The 14,500-nt window shown below is 64.0% G+C and carries 5 protein-coding genes; all 5 read left to right on the forward strand.

Features of this window, described 5'->3' with window-relative positions; genetic code table 11:
• Positions 1–74 precede the first annotated feature (74 nt).
• Positions 75–1,247 carry an MFS transporter gene (locus tag AC27VU_RS06495; RefSeq protein WP_488723699.1) on the forward strand — a complete coding sequence of 391 codons (1,173 nt, stop codon included), beginning with the start codon at positions 75–77 and terminating at the stop codon, positions 1,245–1,247.
• Positions 1,248–1,318: 71 nt separating this feature from the next.
• Entirely contained in the window at positions 1,319–2,059 is a 741-nt protein-coding gene (locus AC27VU_RS06500) for a thioesterase II family protein (protein WP_003223420.1), read from the forward strand.
• Between the two features lie 38 nt (positions 2,060–2,097).
• Complete coding sequence (locus AC27VU_RS06505; protein ID WP_488723700.1) at positions 2,098–3,081, forward strand: TauD/TfdA family dioxygenase; 984 nt, start codon at positions 2,098–2,100, stop codon at positions 3,079–3,081.
• Between the two features lie 186 nt (positions 3,082–3,267).
• Entirely contained in the window at positions 3,268–6,669 is a 3,402-nt protein-coding gene (locus AC27VU_RS06510; RefSeq protein WP_488723701.1) for an amino acid adenylation domain-containing protein, read from the forward strand.
• Positions 6,666–14,495, forward strand: a complete 7,830-nt coding sequence (locus tag AC27VU_RS06515) for an amino acid adenylation domain-containing protein (protein WP_488723702.1) — start codon at positions 6,666–6,668, stop codon at positions 14,493–14,495. The genes AC27VU_RS06510 and AC27VU_RS06515 overlap by 4 nt, the downstream gene beginning before the upstream one ends.
• Positions 14,496–14,500: the final 5 nt, after the last annotated feature.

Raw genomic sequence — 14,500 nt, forward strand, 5'->3', positions numbered from 1 at the left:
CCACCAACAATTCCCTGCTTCCACGCCCGTCAGCCTTTATGGCAACTTGGCCGCCCCTGATGAGGCTGTAACCCATGGCAAACCCCTACCGCGAATTATTCACCGCCCCCGGCGCCCGGGCTTTTGTACTGGCCGGGATGATCGCGCGCATGCCGATTTCCATGACCGGCATCGGCGTGATCACCATGCTTTCGCAACTGAAGGGCGGGTACGCGCTGGCCGGTGCGGTGGCGGCGACCTTCGCCCTGGCCACGGCGTTTTGTGCGCCGCAGGTCTCGCGTCTGGTGGATCGTTTCGGTCAGGGCAAGGTGCTGCCGCTGTCGGCATTGATCGGTGGCGGGGCGCTGCTGATGTTGCTGCTGTGCACCCGCTTGCAGGCGCCGACCTGGACGCTGTTCATCTTCGCCGCGCTGGCCGGTTGCATGCCAAGCATGTCGGCAATGGTGCGCGCACGCTGGACCGAGATCTATCGCGGCCAGCCGCAATTGCAGACCGCTTATGCACTGGAATCCGTGCTCGATGAAGTTTGTTTCATCGTCGGCCCGCCATTGTCGGTGGGGTTGTGTGTGGTGGCGTTTCCCGAGGCCGGGCCATTGGCCGCGCTGTTGGCGCTGGCGGTCGGCGTAACGGCGTTTGTCGCCCAGCGCAGCACCGAACCGGCGGTGCACCCGCAGGAGTCGCAGCATCAGGGTTCGATCATTCGCTCGACCGACGTGCAATGGCTGCTGGCGTTGATGCTGGCCATGGGCGTCATCGTTGGCGTGGTCGATGTGGTCAGCGTTGCCTTCGCCCAGCAGCAGGGCCAGCCGGCGGCGGCGAGCATCGTGTTGTCGGTGTACGCCATCGGCTCGTGTCTGGCCGGTATCGCGTTTGGCGCGATGCGTTCGAAATTGCCGTTGCCGCGGCTGTTTCTGTACGGCGGTGTAGCGACGGCGGTGACCACGCTGCCGCTGTTGCTGGCGAGCAATATTTTCGGTTTGTCGCTGGCGGTGTTTGTCGCCGGGTTGTTCTTCTCGCCGACGCTGATCGTCGCCATGGCGCTGGTTGAGCGCATCGTGCCGCCGGCCAAGCTCACCGAAGGCCTGACCTGGCTGGTCACCGGTCTGAGCATCGGGGTGGCGATTGGCGCGGCTGGATCCGGCGCACTGGTGGACGCCTTCGGTGCGCGCAGCGGATTCTGGCTGGCGATCGCGGCCGGCGCGGTGGTGCTGGGTTCAGCTGTGCAGAGTTTCCGCCATTTGAAGTGATCGGCATTCGGACTAATTCGCGCCACGCCTCATCCGTTCTCTTTTACAGATAACCCATTGAGGTAAACGCGGTGACAAAGCTGACACTGCTGTGCCTGCCCTATTCGGGCGCCAGCGCGATGGTCTACAGCCGCTGGCGGCGCCAACTGCCGTCATGGCTGCAATTGCAACCGGTGGAGTTGCCCGGGCGCGGTGCCCGTTTCGACGAACCCCTGCAAACTGACATGCGAGCCCTGGCCCGCCAGTTGGCCCGTGAGCACAAACCCGGCCTGCAAACGCCTTACGCCCTGTTCGGTCACAGCCTCGGCGCGCTGCTGGCGTGCGAGATGGCGCACGCCTTTCGCGAGCTCGGCGCGCCGGAACCGGTGGCGCTGTTCGCCTCCGGCACGGCGGCGCCGACCATGCGCAGCGACTACGATCGCGGGTTTGCCGAAGCGCGCAGCGATGAGGAATTGATCGATCAACTGCGCACCTTTCAGGGCACCAGCGAAGAAGTGCTGGCCAACCAGGAACTCATGAGCCTGACGCTGCCGGTGCTGCGCGCCGACTTCATGATGTGCGGACGCTTCAGTCCGGCGCAGCGGCCGCTGCTCAATTGCCCGGTGCATGTGCTGGGCGGCAAGGAAGACCGCGCGACCACCGAGCAACTGATCGGCTGGAGCAAGGAAACCCTGGGCAGTTTTTCCGTGGACATGATGACCGGTGGGCATTTCTTCATTCATGAGCACGAAGCCCGGGTGATCCGCACGATCAAGACGCATCTGGAAGTCCATCACCGGCGTCATGCGCAAGCGGCGGCACCGGCGTTTTGACGCACCGCTCACTATCGAGTGATTACAGGAGGCCAGTCATGGCTGTTGCTGTGGAATTTTCCGTTCGGCCGCTGCTGCCGCAACGAGGGCGCTTGCCGCTGTTGGTGGAGGCGACCGAGGCGGATACCGACCTGTTGGCGGTGTTCGATGAAGTGAAAGCGCTGGTCGATGAGCATCTGCTGCGCGATGGCGGGGTGCTGTTCCGCGGATTTCGTCTCGACGGCGCTGAACAGTTTCGTCAGTTCGCGGCCAGTTTCGGTCATCCGCTGTTGAACTATGAGTTCGGCTCCACGCCGCGCACCAACGTCACCCAAGGCGTATACACCTCGACCGAATACCCGGCGCACCAGAGCATTCCGCTGCACAACGAACAGGCTTACTCCCGCGACTGGCCGATGAAAATCTGGTTCTACAGCATGATTGCGGCGAAGTCCGGTGGCGAAACGCCGATTGCCGACAGCCGCGAAGTCTATCGGCGTATTCCGGTGGCCATTCGTGAGCGCTTTGTCAGCAAAGGTCTGATGTATGTGCGCAACTTCGGTAACGGTCTGGATGTGGCCTGGGAAGATGTGTTCAACACCGAAGACCGCGAGGTCGTCGAGGCGTACTGCAAGGCCCATGGCATCCTTTGCGAGTGGAAGGATGACGGCGAGTTGCGTACCCGTCAGACCTGTCAGGCGGTGGCGGTGCATCCGGTGACTGGCGATCATGTCTGGTTCAATCAGGCGCACCTGTTCCACATCTCCAACTTGCAGCCGGAAGTGCGCGAAAGCCTGTTGGATATCGTCGATGAGGAGGACTTGCCGCGTAACGTTTATTACGGTGACGGCTCGGCCATCGAAGACGAAGTGCTGGCGCAGATCCGTGCGGTGCTCGATGAATGCGCGATCAGTTTCCCGTGGCAGGAAGGCGACGTACTGATGCTCGACAACATGTTGTCGGCCCATGCGCGTTCGCCGTTCGAAGGGCCGCGCAAAGTCATCGTGGCCATGGCCGAGGGGCATTCCCAAGGCCCGCTCTGAGCCATCGGGAGGTTGCCCGTGAAGCTGCCGAAGCCGGTCTTGGACCGGCTTCGGCGTTTGTGCGTCGGTGTGGGTAACCGCCGGGCCGCTGGTGCGCCAGCGCGCTAAATCATTGCGTTTGTCATTCGTTCTTGTTGATACGACCGGGCCTCCTGGTCACGCCGCCGATCAGCAAGGACCCAATGCATGAATGCCGCAGACGCACAGAAACTAGCCCGCCGCTTTATCGAACTGCCACAGGACAAACGCCGTTTGTTTCTCGCCGGCATGGCCCGCGAAGGCATCGATTTTGCGCAGCTTCCCATGACCGCCTGTGACGGGATCGCCGAGCGTGACGGCCTGTCCTACGCCCAGCAACGGATGTGGTTTCTCTGGCAACTGGATCCGCAAAGTGCTGCCTACAACCTGCCGATGGCCGTGCGTCTGAACGGCGCGTTGCAGGTGCAGGCGCTGGAGCAGGCGTTCAGCCTGCTGGTCGCGCGGCACGAATGTCTGCGCACCACCTTCGGTCAGGTCGGCGAGCGTGCCTTCCAGCGTGTGGCCGAGCCGCAGGCGCTGCAACTGCCCCTCACCGATTTGAGCGCGGTGCCCGAACAGCAGCGCTGGCCGCTCGCGCAACAGCACATGATGGCTGAAGCCACGCAAGCGTTCGATCTGCAAAACGGCCCGCTGCTGAGCCTGCGCCTGTTGCGTCTGGCCGAGCAGGAGCACGTGCTCCTGCTGACCTTGCACCACATCATTGCCGATGGCTGGTCGATGAATATTCTCATCGACGAGTTCATGCGTACCTACGATGCGCTGGTGGCGGGGCGTGAGCCATCGTTGCCGGCGCTGACCGTGCATTACCGCGATTACGCGCTGTGGCAGCGCAGCTGGCTGGAGGCGGGTGAGCGCGAACGGCAACTGGACTACTGGCGCGCACAATTGGGCGACGAGCATCCGGTCCTGGAGTTGCCGACCGACCGCGCTTATCCGGCGCAATCGAGTCACCAGGGCGCGCGTCTGGAAACGGTCATTGATGCGGCGCTGCGTCAGGAGCTGAAAAGCCTTGCCCAGCGTCAGGGCGTGACCCTGTTCGTGGTGCTGCTCGCGGCGTTCAAGACGTTGTTGCATCGCTACAGCGGGCAGACCGACATTCGCGTCGGCGGCCTGATTGCCAACCGCACCCGCAGCGAAACGGAAGGGCTGATCGGCTTCTTCGTCAACACCCAGATCCTGCGCAGCGAAGTCACCGCGCAAACCCGTTTCACCGAGCTGTTGCAGCGGCTGCGCGAGGCCGCACTCGGCGCGCAGGTTCATCAAGAGCTGCCGTTCGACGCCTTGATCGAGGCCCTGCAACCGGCGCGTAGCCAAAGCCACAATCCGCTGTTTCAGGTGATGTTCAACCATCAGCCGCTGGTGACCGACTTGCAGTACGTGCAGTTGGAATCGGGTCTGCAGGTGGGTTATCTGACGCAAGAGCAACTGGCCGGCAGCGCTCGGCAACATGCGGCCACCAGCGATTTGATGCTCGATACCCGCGAAGAAGGCGAGCAGCTGTTCGCCGCCTTCACGTACGCCACCGATATTTTTGATGCCGCGACCATCGCCGCGATGGCCGGGCATTGGCGCAACATTCTTGAATCCGTCTGCCGCGACCCGCAGCAGGTCATCGGCGAAGTCGCGCTGCTGGCAGATGCCGAGCGCGCGCAACTGATTCAGGCCACTGCTGCGGCGCCGCGTTTCGCCAGCGTGCAAAACCTGTTCGAGGCGCAAGTGGCACGTACGCCGCAGGCAACGGCCGTGATCCTCGCCACCGCGCCGTCACCGTCACTGACCTATGCCGAACTCAATGCGCGCAGCAATCGCCTGGCGCATCAGCTGCGCGCGCGCGGTGTCGGCCCGGACGTGCTGGTCGGTGTGGCGTTGGGGCGCTCGCTGGAGCTGGCGGTGGCGTTGCTGGCCGTGCTCAAGGCGGGCGGCGCCTATGTGCCGCTGGACCCGCAAACTCCGGCTGAACGGTTACGTCACGTGCTGGATGACAGTGGCTTGAAACTGCTGCTGACCGACAACGCCAGCCTTGCCAGCCTGCCGGCGCTGGAGGCTGTCGAGTGCCTGTGCCTGGAGCAATTGTCCGGCGAGACTTCGGCCGACAACCTGTCGTTAACGGTCGCGCCGCAGAATCTTGCCTACGTGATCTACACCTCCGGTTCCACCGGGCGGCCCAAAGGCGTGGCGGTCAGTCACGGCGCACTGAGTGAATTCATCGAGCGCGCCATCGATTACAGCGACCTGCGCGAAGGTGACCGGGTCCTGCAGTTCGCCACCAGCAGCTTCGACGGTTTTGTCGAGCAGTTCTTCCCGCCGCTGTGCCATGGCGCCGCTGTGGTGCTGCGCGATGCGCCATTGTGGGACAGCGCAACGTTGCGTCAGGTGATTGTCGATCACGGCATCACCCTGGCAGACCTGCCGGCCGCGTACTGGTATTGGCTGGTGCAGGAATATGCAGCGCAACCGCCGGCCGGTTTTGGCGCGCTGCGACAGCTCCACGTCGGTGGCGAGGCCATGGCGGTGGACGGTTTGCGTCTGTGGCAACAGGCCGGGCTGAGGCATGTGCGGTTGCTCAACACCTACGGGCCGACCGAAGCCACGGTGGTTTCGACCATTCATGATTGCAGTGCACTGACGGCAGACGCCGTGTCCTGGCGCGGCATCCCGATTGGCAAGGGTCTCGATGCCCGGCGTCTGTACGTGCTGGACGATGATTTGAACCTGCTGCCGCAAGGTGCGGTGGGCGAGTTGTACATCGGTGGCCCGGGCCTGGCCCGTGGTTATCACCGTCAGCCGATGCTCAGTGCCGAGCGCTTTATCGCCGACCCGTTCGCCGCAGGGCAGCGTCTGTACCGCACCGGGGACCGTGCCCGACTGCGCGCCGATGGCGCGCTGGAGTATGTCGGCCGAGTCGACCATCAAGTGAAGATCCGCGGTTTCCGCATCGAGCTGGGCGAAATCGAGTCGCGCCTGCAACAGTGCCCGGGCATTCGCGAGGCGGTGGTTCTGGCGGTGCCGCTCAGCGGCGGCCAGCAACTGGTGGCGTACGTGGTCGGCGAGCACGCCGTGCTGGAAAGCGCCGCCACCCAGTCGGCGTTCCGCCAGCAAATCCGCACCGCGCTGCAAGCCCATCTGCCGGACTACATGGTGCCGGGGCATTTGCTGTTGTTGCCGAATCTGCCGCTGACACCGAGCGGCAAGCTCGACCGCAAGGCCTTGCCGGCGCCGGATGCGAGCCAGTTGCAAGGCGACTATCGCGCGCCGCAAACCGACACCGAGCAGTGTCTGGCGCAAATCTGGGCCGAGGTCCTGCAAGTGTCGCGGGTCGGTCTGGATGATCACTTTTTTGAACTGGGCGGCCATTCGCTGCTGGCCGCGCAGGTGATCGCGCGCATCAAAACTCAATTGGGCGTGGTCTTGCCATTGCGCAGCCTGTTCGAAAAACCGTTGCTGGCCGATCTGGCGGCAGTGCTGGCGCAACAGGTGGACAGTGCAACGGATGACGACTGGTCCGACATGGATCAGTTCATGAATGCTTTGGAAGGAGAAGAAGTATGAGCGGCACCATGGCGGAGCGTATCGCTAAAAGATTCGTCGGCTTGCCGCTGGAGCAGCGTCGACAGTTTCTGGCCAGACTGCGCGAGGACGGCAAGGACTTCAGCCTGTTGCCGCTGCCGGTCAGTCGTCACGAGGTCACGCCGATACCGTTGTCGTTCGCTCAGCAACGCCTGCTGTTTCTCTGGCAACTCGAACCGCAGAGCGCCGCGTACAACATGGCGGCCGGCCTGCGCCTGAAAGGGCGTCTGGACGAATCGGCGCTGCAACGCTCCTTCGATCATCTGGTCACGCGCCATGAAGTGCTGCGCACCGTGTTCCACACCGACGGCGATCAGCCGCAGCAGGTGATTCTCGAGCAGCAATCGATCGCTCTGGAACGGATTGACCTGACCGGCCTCGCGGCTTCGCAGCGCGAGCCGGCCTTGGCGCAACAGGTCCAGACAGTCACCGCGCGACCGTTCGATTTGCGCCATGGACCGCTGCTGCGTGCGAGTCTGTTTGCTCTGGCCGAAGAGGAATTCGTGCTGGTGGTGAGCATGCACCACATCGTCTCCGACGGTTGGTCGATGGACGTGATGGTCAAGGAATTCGTCCAGTGTTATCAGGCCTTCAGTCTTCAGCGCGAGCCGCAGTTGCCGGCGCTGCCGTTGCAATACGCCGACTATGCGATCTGGCAGCGGCGCTGGCTGGAAGCCGGCGAGGGCGAGCGTCAACTCGATTACTGGCGTCAGCAGCTCGGTGAGGAACATCCGCTGCTGGAAGTGGCGCCGGACTTTGCCCGGCCCCTGACGCAAAGCTTCGCAGGCCAGACCCTGAGCTTTGATTTCGGTGCGCAACTGTCCCTGCAACTCAATGCGTTTGCCCGCAGCAAGGGCATCAGTCTGTTCATGCTGGTGCTGGCGGGTTTCTCGCTGTTCCTCTCGCGTCAGGCCGGGCAGCGCGACATTCGCGTCGGCGTGCCGAATGCCAATCGTGGCCGTGCCGAAGTCGAAGGGTTGATCGGTTTCTTCGTCAACACCCAGGTGTTGCGTTGCGAGATCGATGAGCGCGGCAGTTTCGAAGACTTGCTGGCGCAGGTGCGCGAGGCGGCGTTCGGCGCGCAGGCGCATCAGGAACTGCCATTCGAGCAACTGGTGGACGAATTGGTGGCGGAACGAACCCTGGGCCACAACCCGCTGTTCCAGGCCAAGTTCAACCAGAACGTCGGTATGCAGAAACAGCGCTCGATGAACCTGCCGGGACTGAGCGTGGCCGAGTATCCGCTGGACAAGGACGGCACCCACTTTGATCTGGCGCTGGACATCACCGACGACGGCACGCTGATCCACGGCCAGCTGACCTATGCCAGCGACCTTTATCGCGCACAAACCGTCGAGGGCTTTGTGCCGGCGTTACTCGGTCTGTTCGGCGAATTGCTCAAGGCACCGCAAGCGCCGTTGCACAGCGTCGCCACGCGGGCTCCGGTGGTGCTCGCAGCACCGGGCGAACCGGCGTTGTCAGTGTTGCAGCTGTGGGCTCATCAAGTGGCGCAACAGCCCGAAGCACTGGCTGCGCGCGACCTGCATCAGACCCTGAGTTTTCAGGCGCTGGACCAGGCCGCCAATCGTCTGGCCCATCATCTGCTGGCGCAGGGCATCAGCCCCGGCCAAGCGGTAGCGGTGCTGATGGAGCGTTCGCTGGACTGGCTGACCTGTGTGCTGGCGATCTTCAAGGCCGCAGCGGTGTACATGCCGCTGGACGTAAAGGCGCCGAACGCGCGCTTGCAGCAGATGCTCGGCAATGCCGGCGCGCGCCTGCTGTTGTGCGCGCAAGGGGATGCGCGGGTGTCCGCGCTGGCGGTCGACGGTTGTCAGGGGCTCGCGTATGCGCCGCAACAGTGGCAACAAGAGGCGGATGTCAGCCCGGTGGTGCCACTGTTTACGCAGTCCCCGGCGTATGTGATTCACACCTCCGGTTCCACCGGGCAACCCAAGGGCGTGCTGGTCAGTCACGGGGCGCTGGGCAGTTACGTGCGCGCTGTGCTGGAGCGCCTCGCGCCGACGCCGGACACCAGCATGGCGCTGGTGTCGACCATTGCGGCGGATCTGGGCTTCACGGTGTTGTTCGGCGCGCTGTGTTCCGGTCGCCTGTTGCACGTATTGCCGGAAGAACTGGGTTTCGACCCGGATCGATTTGCCGAGTACATGGCTACGCATCAAGTGGGCATGCTGAAAATCGTCCCGGGGCACCTGGCGGCGTTGTTGCAGGCTGGCCGCGCCGCCGATGTGCTGCCGGCGCAGGCGCTGATCGTCGGCGGCGAAGCCTGCTCGCCGGCACTGGTGGAACGCGTGCGTCAGCTCAAGCCGGAGTGCCGCATCATCAACCACTACGGGCCGAGCGAAACCACGGTCGGTGTGCTGACCCACGAGGTCAGTGAGCTGGCGGCCGACGCGCGCAGCGTTCCGGTCGGCACCGCGCTGAGCGGTGCGCAGGTCTACATCGTTGACGATGTGCTGAACAATGTCGCCGATCAGGTGGCCGGCGAGTTGTACATCGGTGGTGACAGCGTGGCGCTGGGGTATCTCGGGCAACCGGGTCTGACTGCCGAGCGCTTCCTGCCTGATCCGTTCGGCGCCCCGGGGGCGCGGGTCTATCGCAGTGGTGACCGGGTGCGGCGCAATCGTCAGCAAGCGGTGGAGTTCATCGGTCGCGCCGACGATCAGGTCAAGGTGCGTGGTTATCGCGTCGAACCGGCGGAAGTCGCGCGGGTGCTGCTCGGCCTTGACGGCGTCAGTGAGGCGGCGGTGCTCGCCCTGGCCCTGGATGACGATCCGGCGCGCCTGCAACTGGTGGCGTGGTGTGTGCCGGCGGCCGCTGCGACCGTGCAGGCACACGCTCTGCGCGAGCAGTTGCAGGCGTGCCTGCCGGAGTACATGGTGCCGGCGCAGATTGTGCTGCTGGAGCAACTGCCGCTGACGGCCAATGGCAAACTCGACAAGCGTGCCTTGCCGGTGCCGGGCGTGGTCACGCAGCATTTCGTTGCGCCGGTGGGAGAGGTCGAGGAGAAGCTGGCGGCAATCTGGGCCGAAGTGCTCAAGCTTGAGCGCGTGGGCACCAGCGACAACTTCTTCGAGCTGGGCGGTGACTCCATCCTCAGCCTGCAGATCATTGCCCGGGCCAAGCGCCAAGGGATCAAGCTAAGTCCCAAGCAACTGTTCGAAAAACAGACCATTGGCCAGTTGGCTGCGGTGGCCAGGCTGATCGAAGCCAAACCGGTGGCGGCCACGGCGCAGCCGAATCGTGGGCCGCTGCCGTTGTTGCCGATTCAGGCACGCTTCTTCGAGACCGACATTGCCCAGCGTCAACACTGGAACCAGTCGGTCATGTTGCAACCGACCAGCACCCTTGACGGCAATCACCTGCGCACTGCGTTGGCGGCACTGGTCGAACAACACGACGCACTCGCGCTGAATTTCCAGTGCTCGGGCGATACGTGGCAGGCACTGGCGCAGACCCAGCGTGATCCGGAGTTGTTGTGGCTGCGCGAACTGGACAGTCTGGCGGCGTTGCCGGCACTCGCTGACGAAGCCCAGCGCAGCCTCGATCTGCAACAGGGACGCTTGCTGCGTGCGGTGCTGGTGAACTTGCCGCACGCTGAGCAACGCCTGTTGCTGGTCATTCATCACCTGGTGGTCGACGGGGTGTCCTGGCGCATTCTGCTGGAGGATCTGCAGCACGCTTACACCGCGCTGGCCGCCGGCACGCCGCTGGTTCTGGCGGGTAAAAGCACGTCGCTGCACAGTTGGGCCGAACATCTGCAGCGGTATGCGCAAAGCGAGGCGCTGGCTGCCGAGAGCGACTACTGGCGTGCAACCCTGGAGGCGGGCGACGCACAACTGCCGCGAGATTTCCCGCAGGACAGTCAGACCCGTGCCGAGGCGGCCCGGGCCAGTTCGCGCCTGAGTCAGGCGCTGACCCACAAGCTGCTCAAAGTCGCTCCCGCGGCGTATCGCACGCAAATCAACGACCTGCTGCTGACTGCGCTGGCAAGGGTGTTGTGCGACTGGAGCGCGCAGCCTTCGGTATTGATTCAGCTCGAAGGGCACGGGCGCGAAGATCTGTTCGACGAGGTCGATCTGAGTCGCACGGTCGGCTGGTTCAGCAGCCTGTTCCCGGTACGCCTGACCCCGGATGTGAATCCGGGTGCCTCCCTGTGTGCGATCAAGGAACAACTGCGTGCGGTGCCGGGCAAAGGCATCGGTTATGGCGTGCTGCGATATCTGAGCCGACGCGCCGAGCTGCAGGAATTGCCGCAGCCGCGCGTGACGTTCAACTATCTGGGCCAGTTCGACGGTGCCTTCAGCGCTGACGAGGGCGCGCTGTTCGTGCCAAGTGGCGAAAGCACCGGCGCCAATCAGGACGCCGCTGCACCGTTGGGCAACTGGCTGAGCATCGATGGTCAGGTGTACGGCGGTGAACTGGAACTGACCTGGACCTTCGGCACGGGCATGTACCGCGCAGAAACCATCGCGGCGCTGGCCGAAGCCTATCGGCGTGAGCTGGAGCGTCTGATCGAGCACTGCTGCGACAGCGGTGAAGCAGGCGTCACGCCGTCGGACTTCAGTCTGGCGACCTTGACCCAGGCACAGCTGTCGACACTGCCAATCCCGGCCCGTGACATCGTCGATCTGTACCCGTTGTCGCCGATGCAGCAAGGCATTCTGTTCCATAGCGTCAACGATCCGGACAGCCCGGCGTACACCAACCAGTTGCGTGTCGACGTGCAACAACTGGACGCCGAGCGCTTCCGTCAGGCCTGGCAGCACACCGTTGAGGCCCACGAGATTCTGCGCAGCGCATTCATTTGGCCGCAGGATGCCGCCGCGGCGGTGCAAGTGGTGCGGCACCACGTGCAGATGCCATGGCAGGTCGAGGATTGGCGTGGCCGGGCTGACCTCGGCGCAGCGCTGGAACAACTGGCCAGTGACGATCTTGCCAGCGGGTTCGACCTGACCGCCGCGCCGCTGTTGCGGGTGACACTGGTGCGCACCGACGAAGCGACGCATCACCTGATCTACACCTGTCATCACATCCTGATGGATGGCTGGAGCACCTCGCAGTTGTTCGGCGAAGTGTTGCAGCGCTACGCCGGTCTGGCCCCGGCCGCGCCCCAGGGGCGCTATCGCGACTATATCGAGTGGCTCGGCCAGCGTGATCAGCAGGCCAGCCGTGCGTTCTGGACGGCGGCGCTGGCCGACCTGGAAGAGCCGACGCGACTGGCCGGCGCCGTGTCGGGCGCGCCGCTGGCGGCAGTCGGTTACGCCGACCACGAGCATGTGTTCAGCGCGGCGTTGACCGCCGACCTGAACCGTTTTGCCCGTGAGCAGAAAGTCACCCTCAACACGCTGGTGCAGGCGGCGTGGCTGGTGCTGTTGCAGCGTTACACCGGTCAGGACAACGTGGCGTTCGGTGCCACCGTTGCCGGACGTCCCACTGACCTGCCGGGTGTCGAGCAGCAGATCGGCCTGTTCATCAACACCCTGCCGGTGGTGGCGGCGCCGTCCGCGGAAATCGTCGTCAGTCAGTGGTTGCAACAGGTGCAGGGACTCAATCTGGCGTTGCGCGAGCACGAACATACGCCGCTCTACGACATTCAGCGTTGGGCGGGAACCGGTGCCGGGGCGTTGTTCGACAGCCTACTGGTGTTCGAAAACTACCCGATGGCCGAAGCCCTGCAACAAGGCCCGGCCACCGGCCTGACGTTCTCGGCGATTCGTCGTCAGGAACAGACCAACTACCCACTGACGCTGGTGGCGGTCACCGGTCGCGAGCTGAGTCTGGGGATCAGTTACGATCAGGCCAGTTTCGCCGCGAACACAGTCGTTGCCTTGAGTGCGCAGCTGGAAAGCCTGCTGACGCAGTTCCTCGCCGATGCCGCTCAGCCACTCGGCGCGTTGCAATTGCTCGCAGCGCCGCAGCGCGAAGAGGCGATCAATTGGGGCAAGGCTGCCGTCACCGCGACGGACACTCGCACGGTGCTGGAACACATCGCCGCGCAACTGCAGCGGCAACCACAGGCGCAGGCCGTGGTGTTCGCCGAGCAATCGATCGATTACCAGAGCCTCGATAGCCGGGCCAATCGTCTGGCGCACAAACTGCAAACCTTGGGTGTCGGGCCGGAAGTGCGCGTGGGCGTGTGCATGCATCGCACCCCGGACATGCTCGTGGGCCTGCTGGCGATCCTCAAGGCCGGTGGCGCTTATGTGCCGCTGGATCCGGACTACCCGCAGGAACGGTTGCTGCACATGCTCGACGACAGTCACGCCGCCGTGCTGCTCACCGAACCCGCGGCGCAGGCGATGCTGCCTGAAGCGTTGAGTCCGCAGGTAGTGCTGGTGGATGAGGACGCGCTCTGCGAGTTCCCGTCTACCGCCCCGGTGGCGAAAGTGACGGCGCAGAATCTGGCGTATGTCATCTACACCTCGGGTTCCACCGGCAAGCCGAAAGGCGTGGCGATTACCCACGGCAACCTGTCGGCGCTGATTCAGTGGTCGGCGGGTGTGTATCGCGCAGAACAACTGCGCGGTGTGCTGGCGTCGACGTCGATCTGCTTCGACCTGTCGGTCTGGGAAATCTTCGTCACGCTGGCCTGCGGCGGTTGTCTGGTGCTGGCGGACAACGCACTGGCACTGGCCGATCTGCCGGGCCGCGAACAGGTCACCTTGATCAACACGGTGCCGTCGGCGATTGCCGCGCTGCAACGTGCCGGGCAGATTCCGCGCTCGGTCAAGACCATCAACCTGGCCGGTGAACCGCTCAAGCAAAGTCTGGTGGATACCTTGTATGCGAGCACCTCGGTGCAGCAGGTCTACGACCTGTATGGGCCGTCGGAAGACACCACGTATTCGACCTTCACCCTGCGTACGCCGCAAGGGCCGGCGAACATCGGCCGGCCGCTGGAAAACACCGTCGCGTACCTGCTCGACAGTCAGTTGCAGGTGCTGCCTGAAGGCGTGCCGGCCGAGCTGTACCTGGGCGGTGCCGGCGTGACCCGTGGCTACCTGATGAAGGCCGCGCTGACCGCCGAACGCTTTGTGCCGAACCCTTACGCCAGCAATGGCGAACGGCTGTACCGCAGCGGCGACCTGGTGCGTCAGGGCAGTGACGGCAACATCGAATACATTGGCCGCGCCGACCATCAAGTGAAGATTCGCGGGTTCCGTATCGAACTCAGCGAGATCGAGGCGCGGCTGCTGGAGCAGGCGGACATTGCTGAAGCGGTGGTGCTCGCCCAGGACGGTGCGGCCGGTAAACACCTGCACGCCTACGTCGTACCAGCGCAGCCGGTGGGCGATCAGGTCGCGTTGGCGGAACGCTTGCGCAGTGCTCTGGCCGCGCGCCTGCCGGCGCACATGGTGCCGGGGCACTTGCACCTGATTGACGCCATCCCGCTGACGCCTAACGGCAAGCTGGATCGCAAGGCGCTGATGACCCTGGGCGACAGTCCTGCGCAGCAGCAGTATCAGGCGCCACAGACCGATCTGCAGTGGGAAGTGGCGACGGTCTGGCAGGAGGTGCTGGAGGTCGAGCGCGTCGGGCTGGCGGACAATTTCTTCCAGCTCGGCGGGCACTCGTTGCTGGCCACGCTGGTGGTGACCCGGATCAAGGAACGTCTGGGTGACAAGGTGCCGCTCAAGGAGTTGTTTGAAACCGATACCCTCAAGGCGTTCTGTGCGCGGATCGAGGCCCTGCGTGTCGAAATGTCGCCCGTTCAGGATGAATTGGCTAAATCCCTGGAGGCCCTCAAACGTCTATCCCTCGATGATCTGGAAAAACTGATTTCTTGAGAGGG

It is taken from the genome of Pseudomonas sp. 14P5.3.2 (assembly GCF_057799175.1).

Bases quoted from the DNA above. Each gene is read 5' to 3' on its own strand.
- AC27VU_RS06495 (WP_488723699.1), top strand. From the start codon at position 75: ATGGCAAACCCCTACCGCGAATTATTCACCGCCCCCGGCGCCCGGGCT.
- AC27VU_RS06505 (WP_488723700.1), top strand. From the start codon at position 2,098: ATGGCTGTTGCTGTGGAATTTTCCGTTCGGCCGCTGCTGCCGCAACGA.
- AC27VU_RS06510 (WP_488723701.1), top strand. From the start codon at position 3,268: ATGAATGCCGCAGACGCACAGAAACTAGCCCGCCGCTTTATCGAACTG.
- AC27VU_RS06515 (WP_488723702.1), top strand. From the start codon at position 6,666: ATGAGCGGCACCATGGCGGAGCGTATCGCTAAAAGATTCGTCGGCTTG.